Annotated in this window: 21 protein-coding genes; 9 read left to right on the top strand and 12 right to left on the bottom strand. The window is 33.7% G+C overall.

The features are described from left to right. Positions 1 to 33: 33 nt before the first annotated feature. Complete coding sequence (locus ACN0WI_RS00660) at positions 34 to 1944, bottom strand: S9 family peptidase (protein ID WP_417884677.1); 1911 nt, start codon at positions 1942 to 1944, stop codon at positions 34 to 36. Between the two features lie 264 nt (positions 1945 to 2208). Here ACN0WI_RS00660 and ACN0WI_RS00655 point away from each other — a divergent pair, with 264 nt between their 5' ends. Together ACN0WI_RS00655 and ACN0WI_RS00650 are read left to right on the top strand one after the other, a co-directional pair. Then, a complete protein-coding gene (locus tag ACN0WI_RS00655; RefSeq protein ID WP_417884676.1) occupies positions 2209 to 3036 on the top strand; it encodes an ankyrin repeat domain-containing protein in 828 nt (275 codons plus the stop codon). Between the two features lie 92 nt (positions 3037 to 3128). Further along, complete coding sequence (locus ACN0WI_RS00650) at positions 3129 to 3851, top strand: 3'-5' exonuclease (RefSeq protein WP_417884675.1); 723 nt, start codon at positions 3129 to 3131, stop codon at positions 3849 to 3851. Here the strand turns inward: ACN0WI_RS00650 and ACN0WI_RS00645 are convergent. The 9 genes from ACN0WI_RS00645 to ACN0WI_RS00605 all read right to left on the bottom strand — a co-directional run bounded on the left by ACN0WI_RS00645 (position 3846) and on the right by ACN0WI_RS00605 (position 12337). Further along, complete coding sequence (locus ACN0WI_RS00645) at positions 3846 to 4499, bottom strand: CoA transferase subunit B (RefSeq protein WP_417884674.1); 654 nt, start codon at positions 4497 to 4499, stop codon at positions 3846 to 3848. The genes ACN0WI_RS00650 and ACN0WI_RS00645 overlap by 6 nt on opposite strands. 4 nt (positions 4500 to 4503) lie before the next feature. After that, entirely contained in the window at positions 4504 to 4641 is a 138-nt protein-coding gene (locus tag ACN0WI_RS00640) for a four helix bundle protein (RefSeq protein ID WP_417884673.1), read from the bottom strand. A 145-nt stretch (positions 4642 to 4786) separates the two neighbouring features. Continuing rightward, positions 4787 to 5485, bottom strand: coding sequence for a CoA transferase subunit A (locus ACN0WI_RS00635; protein ID WP_417884672.1), 699 nt, complete (start codon positions 5483 to 5485; stop codon positions 4787 to 4789). A gap of 126 nt (positions 5486 to 5611) precedes the next feature. After that, positions 5612 to 7933, bottom strand: coding sequence for a penicillin-binding protein 1A (locus ACN0WI_RS00630; RefSeq protein ID WP_417884671.1), 2322 nt, complete (start codon positions 7931 to 7933; stop codon positions 5612 to 5614). Positions 7934 to 7938: 5 nt separating this feature from the next. Beyond that, the gene (locus tag ACN0WI_RS00625; protein ID WP_417884670.1) at positions 7939 to 8433 is read right to left on the bottom strand and encodes a gliding motility lipoprotein GldH; all 495 of its coding nucleotides are present in this window, start codon (positions 8431 to 8433) and stop codon (positions 7939 to 7941) included. Continuing rightward, entirely contained in the window at positions 8423 to 9586 is a 1164-nt protein-coding gene (locus ACN0WI_RS00620) for a PSP1 domain-containing protein (RefSeq protein WP_417884669.1), read from the bottom strand. Before ACN0WI_RS00620 ends, ACN0WI_RS00625 begins: the two co-directional genes overlap by 11 nt. Before the next feature lie 216 nt (positions 9587 to 9802). Further along, positions 9803 to 10834: a rhodanese-related sulfurtransferase gene (locus ACN0WI_RS00615; protein WP_417884668.1), complete on the bottom strand. Its 1032-nt coding sequence runs from the start codon at positions 10832 to 10834 to the stop codon at positions 9803 to 9805. A 31-nt stretch (positions 10835 to 10865) separates the two neighbouring features. Further along, positions 10866 to 11096, bottom strand: coding sequence for a ferredoxin (locus ACN0WI_RS00610; protein ID WP_417884667.1), 231 nt, complete (start codon positions 11094 to 11096; stop codon positions 10866 to 10868). Continuing rightward, positions 11096 to 12337, bottom strand: a complete 1242-nt coding sequence (locus tag ACN0WI_RS00605; protein WP_417884666.1) for a peptidase U32 family protein — start codon at positions 12335 to 12337, stop codon at positions 11096 to 11098. The genes ACN0WI_RS00610 and ACN0WI_RS00605 overlap by 1 nt, the downstream gene beginning before the upstream one ends. A 197-nt stretch (positions 12338 to 12534) precedes the next feature. Here ACN0WI_RS00605 and recA point away from each other — a divergent pair, with 197 nt between their 5' ends. The 5 genes from recA (at position 12535) to ACN0WI_RS00580 (ending at position 16732) form a co-directional block, all read left to right on the top strand. Further along, positions 12535 to 13563: a recombinase RecA gene (gene recA, locus ACN0WI_RS00600; RefSeq protein ID WP_417884665.1), complete on the top strand. Its 1029-nt coding sequence runs from the start codon at positions 12535 to 12537 to the stop codon at positions 13561 to 13563. Between the two features lie 121 nt (positions 13564 to 13684). Next, the gene (locus ACN0WI_RS00595; protein WP_417884664.1) at positions 13685 to 14215 is read left to right on the top strand and encodes a hypothetical protein; all 531 of its coding nucleotides are present in this window, start codon (positions 13685 to 13687) and stop codon (positions 14213 to 14215) included. 137 nt (positions 14216 to 14352) lie between these two features. Continuing rightward, positions 14353 to 14796, top strand: a complete 444-nt coding sequence (locus tag ACN0WI_RS00590) for a hypothetical protein (RefSeq protein ID WP_417884663.1) — start codon at positions 14353 to 14355, stop codon at positions 14794 to 14796. Between the two features lie 20 nt (positions 14797 to 14816). Beyond that, positions 14817 to 15362, top strand: a complete 546-nt coding sequence (locus tag ACN0WI_RS00585) for an RNA polymerase sigma factor (protein WP_417884662.1) — start codon at positions 14817 to 14819, stop codon at positions 15360 to 15362. After that, a complete protein-coding gene (locus ACN0WI_RS00580; protein WP_417884661.1) occupies positions 15359 to 16732 on the top strand; it encodes a hypothetical protein in 1374 nt (457 codons plus the stop codon). The genes ACN0WI_RS00585 and ACN0WI_RS00580 overlap by 4 nt, the downstream gene beginning before the upstream one ends. 8 nt (positions 16733 to 16740) lie before the next feature. Here ACN0WI_RS00580 and ACN0WI_RS00575 read toward each other — a convergent pair whose 3' ends face one another. After that, a complete protein-coding gene (locus ACN0WI_RS00575; protein WP_417884660.1) occupies positions 16741 to 17484 on the bottom strand; it encodes a lysophospholipid acyltransferase family protein in 744 nt (247 codons plus the stop codon). Positions 17485 to 17556: 72 nt separating this feature from the next. Between ACN0WI_RS00575 and trpS the strand changes: the two genes are divergently transcribed. Beyond that, positions 17557 to 18525, top strand: a complete 969-nt coding sequence (trpS, locus tag ACN0WI_RS00570; protein ID WP_417884659.1) for a tryptophan--tRNA ligase — start codon at positions 17557 to 17559, stop codon at positions 18523 to 18525. On the opposite strand, the gene dprA is transcribed toward trpS, so the two are convergent. Further along, positions 18522 to 19625 (bottom strand): DNA-processing protein DprA, encoded by a 1104-nt coding sequence (gene dprA / locus ACN0WI_RS00565; RefSeq protein ID WP_417884658.1) that lies wholly within the window; start codon positions 19623 to 19625, stop codon positions 18522 to 18524. The genes trpS and dprA overlap by 4 nt on opposite strands. A 96-nt stretch (positions 19626 to 19721) precedes the next feature. On the opposite strand from dprA, the gene ACN0WI_RS00560 reads away from it, so the two are divergent. Further along, entirely contained in the window at positions 19722 to 20657 is a 936-nt protein-coding gene (locus tag ACN0WI_RS00560) for an SPOR domain-containing protein (protein WP_417884657.1), read from the top strand. Positions 20658 to 20682 lie beyond the last annotated feature (25 nt).

Below are 20682 nucleotides of genomic sequence, written 5' to 3'. Positions count from 1 at the left end.
TACAAGGATGTTTTTTAAACTACTTTTATAAACTTAAAGTGTTTCTTTTAACCATTTAAAAAATTCATGTTGCCAAACTAGTGCATTTTGAGGTTGTAATACCCAGTGATTTTCATCTGGGAAATACACCAACTTACTTTTTAAACCAAGTAATTGTGCGGCTTGAAAAGCACCTAAACCTTGTTCAATAGGAACACGATAATCTTTACCTCCTTGATAAATTAAAATAGGGGTATTCCAATTGGCTACTTTTGTAATTGGGTTAAACTCGTTATATGCCTTTTGTGCATCAGCATTATCTTTTTCCCAATATGGATCTCCAAAATCATGGTTTACAAAAAATAATTCTTCAGTAGTTCCATACATGCTTCGAGTATCGAAAACACCATCATGCGCTATAAATGTTTTAAATCGATTATTATGAATTCCGGCTAAATAAAACACCGAATACCCCCCGTAACTAGCACCAACTGCTCCTAAACGTTCGTTATCCACGTAAGGTTCTTTAGCTACTTCATCAATAGCCGATAAATAATCATCCATTACTTGACCACCCCAATCTTTACTAATTTCTTCATTCCATTCTACACCATGCCCTGGCATTCCACGACGGTTAGGTGCTACTACAATATAACCTTGCGAAGCCATTACCTGAAAATTCCATCGGTAAGAGTAGAATTGTGATAATGGAGATTGTGGGCCACCTTGAGTATATAATAAGGTTGGATATTTTTTAAAAGCATCAAAATTAGGAGGTAAAATAACCCATACTAACATCTTCTTACCATCGGTGGTTTTTACATATCGTTTCTCTACTTTAGGCAAATCTAAGGCAGCATATAATTCAGTATTTACATTGGTTATTTGCTCAAAATTTTTCTTTCTCAAATCAAAGCTAAATACTTCAGCTGCATGGTTCATATCGGTACGGGTAACCAATAATTCTTTTTTCTTTTCAGCTACAATTCCAGTAACATCAAACTGCCCTTCAGAAAGTTGTTCTACTACAGCAGCAATTCGCTTTTTACCTGGATAATTCACTTTAAATAATTGAATTGTACCATCTACCGGAGCCGTAAAATAAATTTCTTTTCCATTTTTAGCCCATACAAAACTATTTACTGTTCCATCCCAATTGGCAGTAAGGTTTTGTTTTACGCCATTTTCTAAAACAACTATATCATTTTTATCAGCCTCGTAACCATCTTCCTTCATTTGCAACCAAGCTAACACACCTTCCGAAGAAAAAGCTGGATTAGTATCATACCCTTTGTTTTCTTTAGTTATATTCTGGGTATCCTTAGTTTCTAAATTATACTTATAAATATCGGTATTGGTACTGGTAGCGTAATCTTTTCCTTTTAATTTTTTAGATACGTAATAAATACTTTTACCGTCTGGAGACCAGCAGTAGTCTTCTTCACCACCAAAAGGTTTCTGTGGTGTGTAATATGGTTCTTTTGGCATAATATCTATACCTTCGCTATCTTCTTGATTTACTTTTTTGTAAAAAACATGTGTAAAGCTTCCGTTTTGCCAAGTATCCCAATGGCGAATGTCTAAATCTGAATATACATATGCATCAGATTTATCTAATTCTTTATAAATATCTTTAGACTGTACATCCTCTAAATGAACTTCTTGGTTAAAAAGTTTATACGTTCCATTAGGTGATATATTTCTATCGTGAGCTACTGCAATTTTATCTTTAGTAATCTCTTTTGCCGTTCCGCCATCAGCAGGAATTTGATAATACTTTGTAGTATAGTCGTTTTCTTCGATATTCGGGATTGAAACTTTATAAAATAACTGGTCTCCACTTTTATCGAGTCCTAAAACGCTAATTCGTTCTACCTGCCATAATTTTTCTGGCGTCATTTTTTGTTGCCCAAATACAAGCGGGCCACTTATTACTAAGCTCATAACTAGCATTAATTTCTTCATAAGTCTTATAATTTTCTCTATTTAGAAGTATAAATAGCAGTTTACATTCTACAAATTTAAGCCTTAGTTTGCGAATTTTACTCGATAATCAAAATTTAAAATGCCTATAAGATTATCTAGAAGTCACTTTTTTTTATAAAATAAGATAAGGTTTTTCTTTAGGGAATTTAAAATATCACAACTAGTTTTAAAATCAAAAATTGCTTAGAAATAGCCATTCAATTATCACAAAAGGGTACTTTTGTTACCTTAAAACTTTAAACCATGTACCGAAAATATATATTCTTTTTACTGATTATTACAGTTTTCTCTTGTAAAACCGGAAAGTTTACTAAACTCGATGAAACTGAACTACAAAAAACACATAAAAAACTAGCCAATTTAATTGAAGAAGACTCGATCGCGACTTTTAAAACGCTATTTAAAAAAACAAATTTCGATCCAAATCATGTAGATTTTGGTACTACTTTATTATTTGATGCTGTTTCAGAAAACGAGTTAGAAATCTGTAAATTTTTATTGAAAAAGGGTGCCGATGTAAATTTTATTTCTCATTACGGCACAGTGATGCATTGGGCTTTAGAATCAAATAAAATTGAAATGGCAAATTTGTTACTGAAATATGGTTATGATCCTTCCACCGAAAAAAACAGTATCCAAGACGCTAAGCCCTTAAATGTTTTAGCCGCTTTTTTAATAACCAAAAACAGCGATAATTTTGAGCTTTTTAAAAAATTACTAGAGAAAGGGATGAATCCAAATTTAAAAGATAGAGATGGTGCTTGTGCACTTATTTTGGGCTGTTATTATGCTAATTCCGAGTTAATTTCTCTGCTTCATAAAAATGGAGCGAATATGAATATTAAAGCAATCCCACAGGAAGACAACCCCAATTTAAGGCCGCCTGAATTTACCAAAAATCAGTATACGCCGCTAATGATTGCTACATTATTTGAAAAAACGGAGGTTGTAAAGCAATTATTAAGCTACCCAGAAGTAGACAAAAGTATTGAAGGCTTAGAAAACCATAAAACGGCTTATGATATTGCTCTTGATACTAAAAATGAAGCCTTAATTGCTTTATTTAAATAAGCTATTTTTATAGACGTCCTAAAAATAAACATATAAGTTTTTGAAAATTGAGCTATAAAATTGTAATTTAAAATACTGAATTTCAGTTTTTAATGAGCTTTGAAAAATATAATATAAAGCATATTTTATTTCTGGATATTGAAACCGTTCCGGATACGCCTTCTTTTGACGATTGGGAAGAAGAAAAGCAAGATTTATGGGCTGAAAAAACCAAATATATTCGAAAAGACGAATATTCTGCAGAAGATTTTTTCCCTAGAGCAGGTATTTGGGCTGAATTTGGTAAAATTGTTTGTATTTCAGTCGGATTTTTGAAGGTTAAAAATGAAAAACGAAACTTTAGACTTAAAAGTTTTTCGGGCGATGAGAAATCGATTTTAACCGATTTCAGCACTCTTTTAAACGAACATTTTAACAAAGCTTATCACCTACTTTGCGCGCATAACGGTAAAGAATTCGATTTTCCGTTTATTGCTAGAAGAATGATTATTCATCAGCTAAAACTTCCGCAGAAATTAAACAATATGGGTAAAAAACCCTGGGAAATTCCGCATCTCGATACAATGGAGTTATGGCGCTTTGGGGATTATAAACATTTCACTTCACTAAAATTACTAACCCACACTTTGGGGATTCCTTCTCCTAAAAACGACATTAGTGGCGAGCAGGTTTTTGAGGTGTATTATCAAGAAAATAACTTGCAGCGAATTGTCAAATACTGTGAACGTGACGTAGTTGCCATTGCGCAAATCTTACTAAGATTAAAGCAGGAAGCACTTTTAAAAGATTCAGAAATTAGCTCTGTTTCATTATAGATTCATTTCTTGGATTTCTCCATCAACGATTAGTTTTCCTTCAGTAGCAGCCTTTATTTCATCTACACTTACGCCCGGAGCCCTTTCTAAAAGTTTAAATCCATCTTCGGTCACTTCAATCACGGCAAGATTGGTCACTATTTTCGTGACACAGCCCACTCCGGTTAAAGGAAGCGTGCATTTTTTAAGTAATTTCGATTGGCCGGCTTTATTTGTGTGCATCATAGCGACAATGATATTTTCGGCAGAAGCTACCAAATCCATCGCGCCTCCCATACCTTTTACCATTTTACCCGGAATTTTCCAGTTGGCAATATCTCCATTTTCAGCGACTTCCATGGCACCCAAAATCGTAAGATCTACATGCTTTCCTCGAATCATTCCAAAACTTAAAGCTGAATCAAAGAAACTTGCTCCCGGTAGCGCAGTAATGGTTTGTTTACCTGCATTAATTAAATCGGCATCTTCTTCACCTTGTAAGGGAAAAGGGCCCATCCCCAAAATACCGTTTTCACTCTGAAATTCTACCTGTATATCATCACGCACAAAATTGGCCACCAAAGTAGGAATTCCAATCCCCAGGTTTACATAAAACCCATCTTTTACCTCTTTGGCAATACGTTGTGCTATTCCGTTTTTGTCTAACATTTTCTTATAATTTGAAAATTAGAGCTTCTTTTGAAGCAATTTTTAATTTGTGAAAAAAATCCTTTTTACTCTCAGCATTCTTGGCTTCACAAGTATTTGCTCCTATTGAATTCCCCTTTAAATAACGGAGAGGACATTTCATATTTATGATCTGACTTTAATTCTTCTGAAAATTCAATGATAATCAATTAAAAATTGAAGCTTTTATCTACGATTATATTTGGCGTATCGTTCCTTATTTTCAAATTGATTCATTTTCAAATCGTCAAATTACCCATATTATCAGATTATTTTTCTCTAACTGTTCGTTTCTCTATTCGTTTTTCGTAATGCTGTCCTTCGAAAATACGTTGTACAAATATCCCTGGAATATGAATAAAATTAGGATCCAGCTCTCCTGGTTCTACTAGTTCTTCTACCTCAACAACAGTAACTTTCGCAGCACCACACATCACCGGATTAAAATTTCTGGCTGTTCCTTTAAAAATTAAATTTCCTGCTTTATCCCCTTTCCAAGCTTTGATAAAGGCAAAATCGGCTTTAAAAGCTTCCTCTAAAACATACATTTTACCATCAAACTCCCTGGTCTCCTTGCCAAGGGCAACCTCGGTTCCGTAACCGGCAGGTGTATAAATTGCCGGAAATCCCTGCTGTGCTGCCTGGCATCTCGCCGCTAATGTTCCCTGCGGAATTAACTCGACTTCCAGCTCTTCGCTTAACATTTGTCGTTCAAATTCGGCATTTTCACCTACATACGAAGATACCATCTTATCGATTTGTTTATTTTGAAGTAAAAGCCCCAATCCAAAATCGTCTACCCCGGCATTATTAGAAATACAGGTTAAATTTTTAATGTTTAGCCGTACTAATTCTGAAATAGCATTCTCTGGAATTCCGCTCAGTCCAAAACCACCAAGCATAAACGTCATCCCATTATGGATACCTTCTAAAGCTTCAGCAACATTATTCACCGTTTTATTAATCATTTCTAAATTATTTCCTATTAAAATACATAATTTATCATTAAAAATAGGTATAACGTTAAAATCATTAAAATAAAAAGCCTGATTAGCTATTTTCTAATCAGGCTTTGACATTTCTTAAGGGCTATTTTAAAAATCTAACTCTTCTATTACTCCAGAATTTGAATTTCCTTTTTTTCCGTAGGTATCACAATCTATAGCTATTGATAAGTCTTCCGGTTTCTCAAAATCTTCTTGAGAAATATTCATATCCTTATCAGCGTAAAGCTTTTTCATATACAATCCCCAAATTGGTAATGCCATAGTTGCTCCTTGTCCATATCTAATTCCCGGAAAATGTACTGCACGATCTTCTGCCCCTACCCATACTCCGGTAACTAAATTAGGTACCATCCCCATAAACCAACCATCACTTTGGTTTTGTGTAGTACCTGTTTTTCCGGCAATTGGATTTTTAAAATCGTATGGATAACCGGTTACCGCTTTTTCATAAAACGAATTTCCTTTAGCCCAATTCCCGCGTAAACGAGCTCCAGATCCAAATTTAGTTACTCCTTCCATTAAATTTACAGTAACATATGCTGCTTCTGCACTCATTACATCGTGAGTTTTTGGTACATTTTGAAATAAAACAGTTCCATTTTTATCTTCTATTCGGGTTATCATTACCGGATCTATTCGAACTCCTTTATTTGCAAAGGTGCTATAGGCAGAAACCATATCGTATAAACTGATATCTGCTGTTCCTAAAGCAATTGCAGGACCTGTTGGAAAATTAGTAGTATCTATTCCTAACTTACCAGCTAAGCTAATTACATTATGTGGTGTAGTTTTATCGATAACACGAGCAGTAACGGTATTTACCGAGTTTGCTAGCGCTTCTTTTAAACTCATCATTCCTACATAAACATCGTCTCCACTACCCGAGTTTCTTGGTGACCAATCTTTTATATTTCCGTATTTACCGGCTGGAATGGTGAATCTATTAAGCGGTAAGGTATCGCAAGGAGACATTTTAAGCTGATCGATTGCTGTGGCATATACAAATGGCTTAAATGTAGAGCCTACTTGGCGTTTCCCCTGTTTTACGTGGTCGTATTTAAAATGTTTAAAATTAGAACCTCCAACCCAAGCCTTCACTTCTCCGGTTGTTGGATCCATAGACATTAAACCTGCCTGAAAAAAGGATTTATAATACCGAATAGAATCCCTTGGTGTCATAGTTGTATCTATATCACCTTTCCAAGAAAAAATACGCATTTCGCGAGGTTCATCGAAAGAAGCTAATATTTTTTCTTTAGAAATTCCTTTTTCTCGCATTTTTCTATATCGCTCAGAACGACGAATAGCTCCGTTTATAATATTCTCGGTCATCGACTTATCGATATCTCTAAATGGTGCTGTACGATTATTCTTATTCTGACGGTCAAATTCTTTCTGTAAATTAGCTAAATGCTGAGTAACAGCTGTTTCTGCATATTGTTGCATTTTAGAATCTATACTTGTATAAATTCTTAGTCCATCTCGATAAATATTGTAAGTTTCTCCATTTGGTTTTGGGTTATCTACAATCCATTTTGATAAAAACTGACGTGTATATTCTCTAAAATATGTGGCAATCCCATCATCATGACCTTCTGGAGTGAATTCGATTTTAAGTTTTTGTTGTTGTAAAGAATCTTTTTCTTGTTCGGTTAAAAACCCGTTTTTATACATCTGTACTAAAACCTGATTTCTACGTTTTTTTACAAGTTCCGGACGTCTAACCGGATTGTAAAGAGCTGAGTTTTTTAACATTGCTACTAATACCGCTGACTCTTCAACTTTTAAATCTTCAGGCTCTTTATCAAAATAAATATGTGCAGCCGAACGTACACCTACTGCCTGATAAAGGAAATCGTATTTATTTAAATACATCGTTATAATTTCCTCTTTTGTATATTGGCGTTCGAGACGAGTAGCAATAACCCATTCTTTCATTTTCTGAAGCACACGCGCAAAAGGATTGTTAGATACATTTTCAGTAAATAATTGTTTTGCTAACTGCTGAGTAATGGTACTAGCTCCTCCTTTAGTCCCTAGAAAAACCGCTGCTCTTATGGTTCCTCTAGCATCTATACCCGCATGTTTATAGAAACGTTCATCTTCGGTTGCAACTAATGCCTGCACTAAGTTTTGTGGTAAATTTTCGTACTTAATAGGAGTTCGGTTTTCACGATAGTATTTCCCTAAGGTTTTTCCATCTGCAGAAATAAGCTCGGTTGCGAGGTTCGTTTCCGGATTTTCTAACTCTTCAAAAGTGGGCATTTTGCCAAAAACACCCCACCCTGCTAATAGAAAGAATACAATTACCCCTAAGAATCCGGCAATAAATAAGGCCCAAAAGCCAAGTATATACTTGCGATTACTGTGTTTTTTTTGCTGTTTTTGCTTTTTACGAGATTCAGCCATTTGCTCTATTTATTCTGTATATTTTTTTCAATTCGAAACCCCACATCGGTAATTCCGTCTAAATTTTCAATTCCTTCAACAGATCCATTTTTACGCATGGCCTGCCGAATTGATATTTGATATGTTCCGGACTCTGTAAAACGAACGCCTTCTTTGTACCAAAGTTTATTTTCTTTTACATCTCCAAAACCATCTCCTAACCAACTTCCATCCGGATTGGCCATTTTATATTCTAACGTATCAATAATTACTTTACCTTTTGGAAATTGCATTTCAGTAATTAAAAACAAGTTTGCATATTTATAATCTGCATTATTCCGAACATTAAGAAATAAATTATATGTTGATGTGGTATCTAATTTATTTACCTTAAACGAAACAATTGAATCTTTATTCCATTCGTTGGGTAATGACTTATAACTATCGTAAACTCGATTCGAGTCACAACTCCAAAAAATGAGACTTAAAATGGCTAAAACCGATACTAAATTATTTCGCATTTCGAGAAGAAGGTTTTTTCTTAGTTCTTCTTTTTTTAGTTCGTTTACGTTTTTTTGTAGGTTTATCGAAACGAGTTAAACTATCCTGCCCAACCACATTATTAAAATCTGGTTTTTCTTCTTCTTGCTGCAAGATTACTTCAAATTCTTCTAAGCTACCAACTCCTTTTTTCTGCTTATTTAAATCTATAATTTTATTAGCTTGTTCTGCAGTTAGTTTATGCCAAGTCATCCATTCTCCTTCATAAGCATACCATAAAAAGCCTTTAAAAATATCGATTTTCTGGCAAACTGCTATGCCTTTTTTTGTATGAAGTTTAATATCAGTCTTTGGAAATTGTTTTAAAGCTTCCAAATACGTATCAAGTTCGTAGTTTAGGCAACATTTTAATTTACCGCACTGTCCGGCTAATTTTTGAGGATTTAGGGATAATTGCTGATAGCGAGCTGCACTAGTACTTACCGATCTAAAATCGGTTAACCAAGTTGAGCAGCACAGTTCTCGCCCACAGGAACCTATACCTCCTAATCGGGCGGCTTCTTGCCTTAATCCTATTTGTCGCATTTCAATTCGAGTATTAAACTCACGAGCAAATTCTTTTATTAACTGGCGGAAGTCTACTCGATCATCTGCTGTGTAGTAAAAAGTTGCTTTAGATGCATCCCCCTGAAATTCAACATCGCTAATTTTCATACTCAACTTTAAACGAATAGCTATTTCTCGAGCCCTTGTTTTAATCTTTTCTTCTTTTTCGCGAACTTCTTGCCAAACATCAAGATCTTTTTGTGTGGCTTTTCGATAAATCTTTAAATGTTCTTGATCGTTAGGATCTGCTTTCTTTTTTTTCATCTGAATGCGAACTAGCTCTCCTACAAGGCTTACCATACCAACATCGTGACCTGGGGAAGCTTCAGTAGCTACCGCATCGCCCATACTTAAGCTTAGATTTTCAACATTCTTATAAAAATTTTTTCTACCGTTCTTAAATCGTACTTCTACAAATTCAAAAGGTTCAGCTCCATTAGGAAGAGACATATTAGAAAGCCAGTCGAAAACCGAAAGTTTATTACATCCGTCTGTTCCACAAGTTCCATTATTCTTACATCCTTTAGGCTGACCATCTGTTCCGGTTGAGCAACTGCTACACGCCATAAATTATTTTATATCTTGACAAGGAGTATTAAAAGTTGAACGGTATTTTGAAGATACATCTCGATATCCTAAACGTATGCTAACTTCTCTATCACTAAGGACCTCAAAAGATTATTTCAAAATCCAACTTTTAACTAACCTCCTTTGGGTTCGTAAATTAGTTCTTCAAAAGTAAAGATACCAATATTAATTGGCATCATTTTTTAGAACGAATTGTTAAGGCTTATATTTTAACACTTCTGAACGTCCTTTTTTGAAGATTTTATTGCTGTTTCCTTTTCCTTTTCGGAGTTTTTTTTGTTTTTCATACGGAAGATCGTTAATCTTCATACATTCTTCACTACAGCAATTATTCATTTCCATTGCACATTCTTCACACTGTATAAATAAAAGATGACAAGCTTCATTAGCGCAATTTACATGTGTATCGCAAGGTTTTCCACATTGGTGGCAATGGGCAATTACCTCATCACTAATACGTTCGGAACGACGATGATCGAAAACAAAGTTCTTACCAATAAACTTGTTTTCAAGCTTTTGCTGTTCTACTTGTCTAGCATATTCAATAATTCCGCCTTCTAACTGGTATACATTTTTAAAGCCTTTATGCTTATAGTATGCACTCGCTTTTTCGCAACGAATACCTCCAGTACAATACATTACTAGATTTTTTTCTTCTTTAAAATCTTCTAAATCTTTTTCGATTATTGGTAAAGAATCTCTAAACGTATCTACATCTGGTGTAACAGCGCCTTTAAAATGACCAATTTCACTTTCGTAATGGTTTCGCATATCAACACAAACCGTATCCGGATTGTCTAATAGTTGATTGAAAGTTGCTGCGTCTACATGAATCCCTTTATTGGTAACATCGAAACTTGCATCATTAAGTCCGTCTGAAACTATTTTCTTACGAACCTTTACTTTTAGTTTTAGAAAAGATTTAGCATCCTGTTCAATAGCAATATTAAGCCGAACATCTTTTAAAAAATAAATGTTATCTAGAAAATCTTTAAATTCTTGAAAGCGTTTTGCAGGAACAGAAAGTTGAGCATTAATCCCCTCTTGAGCTACATATATTCGTCCCAGAACGTCCATTTCATCCCAAGCTAAGAATAAATGATTTCTAAAAAGTTGTGGATTGCCTATTTTAGCGTAGGCATAAAAAGAGAGTGTAAGCCGATCTTCGCCAGCTTCTTCTATTAAAACTTCTCTTTCTTTAGCGCTTAATTTGTTGTACAGTTGCATGCTATACTAATTTTAAGTGTTAAAGATTATTTTATACTTTTTTTGTGGTAATAATTTTTACCGGACAAGCTTTTTGTGCTTGTTGACATTCATCGAAAATACTATCATCGTGCGTTTTTAAGGTATAAAAACCTTTTTTTTCTTTAGAATGAAGTAATACGCTCTTTCCATCTTTCTTTGACATTTGAAATTCTGAAGGAGCCATTTCTACACAATAGTTACATCCAATACATTTTTCGCGTTGCAAAGTTACTACAACCATTATGCCTTTACAATTTTATAAAGTTTATCTGAATTACGTATTCTGAATTTTAAAGGAATAGTGCATGAATCTCCTTTTTTTGCGGTTTCCAGCTTCTCATCGTTTACCATCATTTCAGAAAGCTCTAATTCTTTCGCTCCAGTGGTTGGGCCTGTAATTAATAAGGTATCTCCAACTTTTATATCGTAAGCTTCAATTTTGAATTCTCCAATATTAGCTTTTGGAAAATAATGCATTCCTTTTCCTACATATACTTTTTTCTGAGTAGCATGAGAACCGGAACCATCACTCCATTCTCCTAATTTTTGTCCTAAATAATAACCACTCCAAAAACCACGATTGTAAACTGTTTTTAAATCGGCCATCCAAGCTTCGACTTTTTCTTTAGTATAGGTTCCTTCCTCGTAAGCATCGATAGCTTCTCGGTAGGTTTTTATAACTTTAGCTACATATTCCGGAGCTCTTCCCCGACCTTCTATTTTTAATACTTTACAACCAGCATCGATTACTTGATCTAAAAAATCTAAAGTACATAAGTCTTTTGGGGACATCATATACTCGTTATCAAGCTCTACTTCAAATCCGCTTTCCTGATCGATAACCGTATATTTTTTACGGCAATTTTGCTTACAAGCCCCACGATTGGCAGACGAGTTATGCGAGTGCAAACTCAAATAACATTTCCCTGATACCGCCATACATAAGGCCCCGTGGCCAAATATTTCTACTTCAACAAGATTTCCTGAGGGCCCGGTTATCTGTTCTTTTTCAATTTGTTCACAAATCTTTTTTACTTGCCGTAAACTCAATTCTCTACTCATTACCATCGTATCAGCAAACATGGCATAAAAACGAACTGTTTCTATATTGGTAATATTAATTTGAGTAGAAATATGTACTTCCATACCAATTTGTCTAGCATAAGCAATTACCGCTTGGTCCATCACTATAACTGCTGTAATATCTGCCGCTTTTGCTTTATCCAACAAAGTTTTTACAATCGATAAATCATGATCGTAAATTATTGTATTTAGTGTAAGATATGTTCGTACACCTTTAGCTTTACAACGGTTGGTTATTTCCTGTAAATCCTCAAGCGTAAAGTTAATTGTTGCTCGTGCACGCATATTTAGCTGCTCTACTCCAAAATATACAGAGTCTGCTCCATTATCTAAGGCTGCTTGCAGAGATTCAAAATTACCTGCTGGCGCCATAAGTTCTATCTTTCCTGTACTTGTCATTTTCGCATAAAAAATTAGGTTGTAAAGATACATTTCTTTCAAATATTACATACCTTTAAATTTAACTGATTCATACACTTGTACTTCAGTTATTAAAAAGTATCGCACACAATTTGTAGTGCTATAGACTAAACAATAAAATTGCTACGATGAAAAACTTATAGTAATTTAGCAATTCGCAAAAACAGGAGAATTAAATGAGTAAAGAAAAAGACGAAAAAGAAAAAGACGCTAAATTAAAAGCACTAAAGCTTACCCTAGATAAAATGGATAAAACCTATGGGAAAGGGACTGTTATGAAAATGGGAGACCAAGCAGTACAAGATGTTCCTTCTATATCTACAGGTTCTTTAGGTTTAGATTTAGCATTAGGTGTAGGTGGATATCCAAGAGGAAGAATTATAGAAATATACGGGCCAGAATCTTCTGGTAAAACAACCTTAACTTTACATGCTATTGCTGAAGCGCAAAGCGAAGGAGGTATTGCTGCCTTTATTGATGCAGAACATGCTTTCGATCGTTTTTATGCTGAAAAATTAGGGATTGATATCGAAAACCTAATTATATCACAACCAGATAATGGTGAGCAAGCCTTAGAAATTGCAGATAATTTAATCCGATCCGGAGCAATAGATATTATTGTAATTGACTCGGTTGCTGCCTTAACACCTAAAAGTGAGATTGAAGGCGAAATGGGAGACTCTAAAATGGGACTTCACGCTCGTTTAATGTCTCAGGCACTTAGAAAATTAACCTCAACAATTAGCAAAACCAATTGTACCGTTATTTTTATTAACCAATTACGTGAAAAAATTGGAGTAATGTTCGGTAACCCGGAAACAACAACCGGTGGTAATGCGCTTAAATTTTACGCTTCTGTTCGTTTAGATATTAGACGATCTACCCAAATAAAAAATAGCAATAGCGATGTAATGGGTAATAAAACGCGAGTTAAAGTAGTTAAAAATAAAGTTGCTCCTCCTTTTAGAACTGCAGAATTCGACATTATGTATGGCGAAGGAATTTCTAAAATAGGAGAAATTATAGATATTGGTGTAGACTACGAAATTGTGAAGAAAAGTGGATCTTGGTTTAGTTATGAAGATACCAAACTTGGCCAGGGTCGTGATGCAGTAAAAACATTACTAAAGGACAATCCAGATTTAATGGATGAGTTAGAAACTAAAATTAAAGAAGCAATTCGTATCGCAAAAGAAGAGAATTAATTTATTGATTTTGAGAAATATAATTTAAAAATCCCCAAAATGGGGATTTTTTATGTTTTATACGCAACCTTTTCTAGCGTCCAACATCTAAGATAGAAGAAACCTAATTTTAAATAAAAAAATGAAAAAATTAATTTTACTTTTAGTGGTAGCTGCGACTACTCTTGTAAGCTGTAACGATGATGACGGGCCTAGCATTGCTTACGATTATGCTAAAATTACCGGCAATAATTTACCTGACTATTTTGAAGCTGGAGAAGAATACGAAATTAAAATAACTTATGAGCTACCCGATGCGTGCCATAATTTTTATAGTATCCCAAATGCACAAGGATACCAAAACCAAGATGATGATACCATGTTAATTTATGATATTGCGGTACAAACCTCATATGATGTTAACATTACAGAATGTACAGAAGAAGATGGTACGGACTTAGAAGAAACAAAAGTTCTTGCTAGTAACTATAAATTACCAAGTAACACTGAATTCAAAACAATACGCTTCAGGCTATTAAAAGGTTTTAATTCATCAAATGAAGCGGAATTCACCACAGTAGATGTTCCTGTAGGTGCTCCGGAAGAAGATGGTTCTGGAGACGAAGGGGGTACAGACGATACCGAAAATACTGGCGAAGAAGGTAATGCCTAAAAACAGCCTATTACAATAACACCTATTTTATAAGCCGGGAATCATTAATTTCCGGCTATTTTTTTTCATAATACGCAACCTTTTCGACTAATTCTCATCTATTTAAAAAATAACTTTCAAATAAATCTATTCGAAAATTGAAAAAAATAATCATACTTTTAATAGGCGTATTCAGTTTATACGCTTGCGAAATTGAAGATGATGGTCCTACACTCATTTATAATTTCGCGCCAATAACTGGTGCCGATTTTCCGGAGCATTTTACAACAGGTGAAATCTATGATTTTCCGGTGACTTTTATAAAAAATAATTCGTGTAGTGCTTTTGCTGGTTTCGATATAAGTCGAGAAATAAACGGAAATACCAGAGATATTTATATTTATGCAGTAACCAAAGAAGCAGAAAGTGCAGGCTGTAAAACAGAAGTAACTGAAGAAACCCAAGTCCTTCAACAGATTACAATAACCGGAAGTAATGAAACCGAATATACCTTTCATTTATGGGAAGGTGTAAGCGAAGAAACTGGTAAAAACAGCTATCTAGAAATTAAGATACCGGTAAAAAATACCGATACTAACTAATAAACTTAAACCATCATTTTTTGACGCTAGAACAGCTCATAAAAAATTGTAAAAAACAGAATAGTAAAGCGCAAGAACAATTATACCGGCTTTATAGCAGTAAAATGTTTGGGTTATGCCTTAAATATTCTGATAGCTACCAACAAGCAGAAGACAATTTGCATGATGGGTTCATGACTATTTTCGAAAAAATAGATCAATATAAACATAAAGGCTCTTTTGAAGGTTGGATGAAACGAATCATGATAAATACTGTGCTTCAAAAATATCGAAACAATAAAGTATATAGCCTTAATAATGAAGAACAATTAGAAGAAGAAGTAACTGTAAACTATGATGAAGAAAATGTATCCTTAGATTATTTATTACAAATAGTGCAAGAATTACCTGATAGGTATCGAGAAGTATTCAACTTATATGTGTTAGATGGATATTCTCATAAAGAAATTTCAACATTACTTAAAATTTCAGAAGGTACATCAAAATCAAATTTATCAAGAGCACGTTTACTTTTAAAAGTTAAAATAGAAGAAAAAAACTATAATTCTTCCGCCAAAACCCTATGAGAGAAGATAAAAACATAGATCGTCTGTTTCAGGAGCGCTTTAAAGATTTCGAAGCCAGTCCTAATGAAAAGGTTTGGAAAAATTTAGCGCAAGAATTACAGAAAAAGCAAACTAAAAAATATAGAATTCTACCATTTTGGTATAAATTAGGAGGCGTTGCTGCTATTTTAGTAATTCTTTTGAGCGGCTCTTACTTTATAGGTGTTTTTGATAATTCTCAAGATCAAAACTTAGAAATTACATTTGAAGTTGACCAAAATTTATTACCGAAAATTGAAAAAATCACCCCAAACCCGGATTTTCAAAAGTCACTTAACACCTTAGAATCGATAAGCGAAAATCGGCAAAAACAAGATGATTTTCAAAATTTAAAAGGTAGTAATAATTCAATCTCAAAACCCTCAAAATCCACTACTAATTTGATAGATTCTAAAGATCTGTTAGCTACTACTGAGAATTCAGAAAATACTACTTCATCAAAAATAGATTCTAAAATTCCCGATAATCAAAAAGAAGAAAAAAGTTCAGAGGTAGAAGATTCTGAAAACTTATTAGAAAAAATTCAGCAACAAAAAGAACAAATTGCTAAAAATGAAGAAAACGAAACTGATAAAAACATAAAAATTACAGATTCAGAGAAAGGTAAAATAATAATAACCCCAGTTGCGGCACCTGTATATTATGGTAATCTAGGAAGTGGCAATCCGGTAGATGCCTCTTTTGCTAAAAATAATAATAGTAGTGATATTACCATGTCTTATGGATTAAAAATTGCGTATGCAGTATCTAAAAAAGTAAAAATACGATCTGGCGTAAACAAAGTTAACTTACAATTTAAAACAAAAGATATTAATTACTCCTACATGACCGCTGCAAAAAATATTAACAATATCGATTATCAGGAAAGTGCAACTAATATTCAAATTAGAAGCAATGTTAGTTCGGGAAACTTAATGAGTGATCCTGTTAATAATTCCGAATCCTTCTCTAATTTAGTAAATAGCCCAACAGAAAATGGTACTATTAATCAGCAGTTTGGTTATATTGAAGTACCTGTGGAGGTTGCTTACCAGTTAGCAAGTAATAAATTTGGCGTTACTGTTATTGCTGGTGCCAGCAGTTTATTTCTACAAGAAAATAATATTGGTATTAACTCTAAAACAGGAAATGTAGATTTAGGGAAATCTAATAATTTAAAAGATGTTAGCTTTACAACTAACATAGGTATTGGTTTAGATTATCAGCTTACCAATCAGTTTAAACTAAATATAGAACCTACATTTAAATATCAGCTCAATAGTTTTAATAATGTGAATAATGTTAAGCCTTATATATTTGGAGTATATACTGGTATAAGTTTTGAATTTTAATCCTAAAGTTAAGAAATAGTTGGTGCTGTCAATTCTTTTAATATCACAGCACGAGCTTCGTCTTTTATACAACGTCGATCTTTTTGCGTTTTGTTTTCGGTTGGAATAAAATTATGAATCTTAACACGTAATTTACCAGGACCACCCGAAAAAAACTGATATGAAAATCGCTTTTTAGTATCGTGAAATGTTAGGGGTACAATCGAAATTTGATGATCTATAGCCAGTTTAAAAGCTCCCTCTTTAAATTCATCTAAAATAATACTCTGGTCATCGGGCACACCTCCTTCAGGAAAAATACAAATACTATTACCTTGCTTTAAGCGCCGCTGAGCTTCATTAAAAACAGCTTTTCTACTTTGTGGAGAACTTCTATCTACCAATATACATGTGCGCCGATAAAAGAAACCGAAAATCGGAATTTTGGCTAACTCTTTTTTTCCAACAAAAACAAAAGGATGATTAATGGTAGAAAGCATAAGCATAATATCTAACATAGAATAATGATTGGCTATAAACATATAGCTTGCCTGCTTATCGAAGGATTGTTCTCTATGTACTTTTCTATAGAAGCCCATCCCGAAAATAATGAATTTTGCCCATACCCTAGCGCAAAAGAAAAACTGCGGATAAAAACGTTCTGAAGCTGTAAATACAACAAGTACAGGAAACATCAAGACAATTGGTACTACCAATAATATATAGAACCAAATTCTCCAGAAAAGAATTAAAACGTTTTTTAATAATTGCATAGAGCTCAAAAATACTAAATCCTTTAACCTAATTCTATAAAAAAAGTACCTTTGCATAAAAATTAATTCAAAATGTCTAGAATATTAACAGGAGTACAAAGTACAGGCACTCCGCACCTAGGTAATTTACTGGGTGCCATAATGCCTGCCATAAAAATGGCGAATAGCCCTGAAAATGATTCTTTTATTTTTATAGCAGATATGCACTCTTTAACGCAGATTAAAGATGCAGAAACTTTAAAAAACAACACATACTCTGTTGCAGCAACGTGGCTTGCTTGTGGTCTTGATATAGAAAAAACCGTTTTTTACAGACAAAGCGATATCCCACAAACCAGTGAACTTTCTTGGTATTTAAGCTGTTTTTTTCCGTATCAACGTTTAACCTTAGCACACTCTTTTAAAGATAAAGCTGACCGATTAGAAGATGTAAATGCCGGGCTTTTTACATATCCAATGTTAATGGCTGCAGACATTTTATTATACGATGCTGAAATTGTTCCTGTTGGTAAAGATCAATTACAGCATATAGAAATTACTAGAGATGTAGCTTCTCGATTCCATAATAAAATGGGAGAAACTTTTGTAATTCCCGAAGGAAAAGTGGAAGAAAACACCATGTACGTTGCGGGAACTGATGGGGCTAAAATGAGTAAATCGAAAGGCAATACAATAAACATCTTTCAAACCGATAAAAAGTTACGCAAACAAATTATGGGTATTGAAACAGATAGTACACCTTTAGAAGAACCTAAAAACCCAGATACTTGTAAAGTTTTTGCTATTTATAAATTATTAGGAACTCCTGAAGAGACTGCCAATTTAAAAGCAAAATATGAAGCTGGCGGATTTGGATATGGACATGCTAAACAAGCTCTTTTTGAACTTGTTAAAGAGAAATTTTCTACTCCTCGAGAAAAATATGAATATTATATTAATAATCCTGCTGAGATAGATAAGGCATTAGCCATAGGAAAAGAGAAAGCATCAACAATAGCAAACAGTGTTTTAGAAAGAGTACGGAAAAAATTAGGATACTAAATAGCTTCAAAAAGTTTACCAGGCAAAGGTTTCACCAAACCCTTGAGTTCCAAATTTAATAGAATTGAAGCTACTTTATAAGTTGGGAAATCGTTACTAAACGCAATTGTGTCTAATAACGATTTCCCATTTTCTTTTAAAAAAGTATAAATTACTTCATCTTCTCCCTCTATAGAAACAAAAAGCTTTTGTTGAATCGGTTTTGGTTGTTCTTCTTTTAATTTCCAATTCAGCATATAGACCAAATCAGCCGTACTGGTTAGTAAATGGGCTTTGTTAGTTTTTATTAAATTATTACACCCCTTGCTCAATAAATCTGTCGGGCGACCTGGTACCGCAAATACTTCTCGATTGTAGGAGTTCGCAATATCTGCCGTTACTAAAGAGCCTCCTTTTTCAGCACTTTCTATTACTACAGTAGCTTCACTAAGGCCGGCAATTATTCGGTTTCTTTTTAAAAAATTATTTCGATCAAACTTATCTGTACTCCAAAAATCAGTTATAAAACCACCGTTTTCTAATACAGAATCGGCATATTTTGTATGTGTTTTTGGATATATTTGATTTAAACCATGCGCTAAACATCCAATAGTTTGCAAATTATTAGCAACAGCTGCACGCTGCGCAACAATATCTACTCCGTAAGCAAAACCTGAAACAATAATAGGATTAACTACACTCAATTCTTCAATAAATTTTTCAGTAAAAGCTCTTCCTGAGTTCGTAATTTTACGGGTTCCTACTACACTTATAATCTTGGGATTATCTAAATTAATTTTTCCTTTAGAAAACAATAAAATAGGGGCATCAGAGCAATGTTGTAACCGTTCTGGATAATCTGAATCTAAAAAATATTGTGCTTTTATTCCTTCTTTTTCGATAAACTGTAGCTCTCTTTCTGCTTCTTTAAAATTATTCTTTTCAAAAAGGCCTTGTACTCTAGTATTTCCTATCCCATCTATTTTTAAAAGATTTTCTTTCTTTTCCTTAAAAATAGCAGCCGCACTTCCAAATTTAGCCAATAGCTTTTTTGCAGTTTTACTTCCCAGATTAGGAGCGTGTTGTAACGCTAACACACATAGTAATTCAGATTTTTCCATAACTTGTGTTTCTTTAAAAATACACAAAAAAAGATTTGTTAATAAAAATTGTTTTTCTAACTTTAAATATTACATATTCCTACTATTTTTGCGATTATGAGTTTAGCTAAGCATATACAAGATTTATTGTACCGTTACGAGTGTGTAATTGTACCGGGGTTTGGAGCGTTCTTATCCCAAAGAGAAGCTGCTGTTATAAATAATGAAACAAATACATTATTACCTCCCAAGAAAACAATCTCATTTAATCGCCAGTTACTCAAAAACGATGGTTTGCTTGCTAATTATATTACAGAGGTTGAAAGAGTATCTTATAGTACTGCACTAACTATTATTGCTGATTTTGTACACCAAATTGAAGTTTCTTTAAAAACAGAACGAAAAGCAGATCTTGAAAATATTGGTCAGTTTTCTATTTCTGAAGAAGATACACTGCAATTTGAACCTTACAATACAGTAAATTATCTTACTGATGCTTTTGGTTTAGCTAATGTACAAGCTACAAAAATAGCTCCTAAGGTTTCTGAAGAAATTGCTATACCTTCTCACGCTAGTAAAGAAAAAGAACTTGTTTCTTTTGTTCCCAAAAACAGATCTCGAATTTATAAATATGCAGCTGTAGGTGTTGTTGCAGTTGGACTTTCTGGAATCTTAGGATTAAACTTTTATAGTAATACAATTCAGGAGCATAATATAGCAGAACAGCAAGAGGCTGAAACACAACTTCAGCAACAAATTCAAGAAGCTACTTTTGTAATTGATAATCCGCTTCCTGCTATAACTTTTACTGTAGAAAAACAACCTGGTAACTTTCATGTAGTTGCCGGAGCTTTCCGAATGGAAGAAAATGCAGAAAAAAAGGTAGCTGAACTTAAAAAAGAAGGATATAAAGCACGTTTAATCGGTCAGAACAAATATGGCTTACATCAAGTGGTATACTCTAGCCATAAAACTAGACGTGATGCTACCAATGCTCTAATCCGAATTAAGAAAACAAATAAAGCTGCTTGGTTATTAGTAGAAGAACTTTAGTATTTTTTAAGAGTATTTACTAAAA

Origin of the sequence: Zunongwangia sp. (assembly GCF_048269745.1) — a bacterium.
GTDB lineage: Bacteria > Bacteroidota > Bacteroidia > Flavobacteriales > Flavobacteriaceae > Zunongwangia.
Note: the sequence above shows the minus strand (reverse complement) of the source record. Positions and strands in the feature narration are given on the sequence as shown.

Bases quoted from the DNA above. Each gene is read 5' to 3' on its own strand.
- ACN0WI_RS00660 (WP_417884677.1), bottom strand. From the start codon at position 1,944: ATGAAGAAATTAATGCTAGTTATGAGCTTAGTAATAAGTGGCCCGCTT.
- ACN0WI_RS00655 (WP_417884676.1), top strand. From the start codon at position 2,209: ATGTACCGAAAATATATATTCTTTTTACTGATTATTACAGTTTTCTCT.
- ACN0WI_RS00650 (WP_417884675.1), top strand. From the start codon at position 3,129: ATGAGCTTTGAAAAATATAATATAAAGCATATTTTATTTCTGGATATT.
- ACN0WI_RS00645 (WP_417884674.1), bottom strand. From the start codon at position 4,499: ATGTTAGACAAAAACGGAATAGCACAACGTATTGCCAAAGAGGTAAAA.
- ACN0WI_RS00640 (WP_417884673.1), bottom strand. From the start codon at position 4,641: ATGAAATGTCCTCTCCGTTATTTAAAGGGGAATTCAATAGGAGCAAAT.
- ACN0WI_RS00635 (WP_417884672.1), bottom strand. From the start codon at position 5,485: ATGATTAATAAAACGGTGAATAATGTTGCTGAAGCTTTAGAAGGTATC.
- ACN0WI_RS00630 (WP_417884671.1), bottom strand. From the start codon at position 7,933: ATGGCTGAATCTCGTAAAAAGCAAAAACAGCAAAAAAAACACAGTAAT.
- ACN0WI_RS00625 (WP_417884670.1), bottom strand. From the start codon at position 8,433: ATGCGAAATAATTTAGTATCGGTTTTAGCCATTTTAAGTCTCATTTTT.
- ACN0WI_RS00620 (WP_417884669.1), bottom strand. From the start codon at position 9,586: ATGGCGTGTAGCAGTTGCTCAACCGGAACAGATGGTCAGCCTAAAGGA.
- ACN0WI_RS00615 (WP_417884668.1), bottom strand. From the start codon at position 10,834: ATGCAACTGTACAACAAATTAAGCGCTAAAGAAAGAGAAGTTTTAATA.
- ACN0WI_RS00610 (WP_417884667.1), bottom strand. From the start codon at position 11,096: ATGGTTGTAGTAACTTTGCAACGCGAAAAATGTATTGGATGTAACTAT.
- ACN0WI_RS00605 (WP_417884666.1), bottom strand. From the start codon at position 12,337: ATGACAAGTACAGGAAAGATAGAACTTATGGCGCCAGCAGGTAATTTT.
- recA (WP_417884665.1), top strand. From the start codon at position 12,535: ATGAGTAAAGAAAAAGACGAAAAAGAAAAAGACGCTAAATTAAAAGCA.
- ACN0WI_RS00595 (WP_417884664.1), top strand. From the start codon at position 13,685: ATGAAAAAATTAATTTTACTTTTAGTGGTAGCTGCGACTACTCTTGTA.
- ACN0WI_RS00580 (WP_417884661.1), top strand. From the start codon at position 15,359: ATGAGAGAAGATAAAAACATAGATCGTCTGTTTCAGGAGCGCTTTAAA.
- ACN0WI_RS00575 (WP_417884660.1), bottom strand. From the start codon at position 17,484: ATGCAATTATTAAAAAACGTTTTAATTCTTTTCTGGAGAATTTGGTTC.
- trpS (WP_417884659.1), top strand. From the start codon at position 17,557: ATGTCTAGAATATTAACAGGAGTACAAAGTACAGGCACTCCGCACCTA.
- dprA (WP_417884658.1), bottom strand. From the start codon at position 19,625: ATGGAAAAATCTGAATTACTATGTGTGTTAGCGTTACAACACGCTCCT.
- ACN0WI_RS00560 (WP_417884657.1), top strand. From the start codon at position 19,722: ATGAGTTTAGCTAAGCATATACAAGATTTATTGTACCGTTACGAGTGT.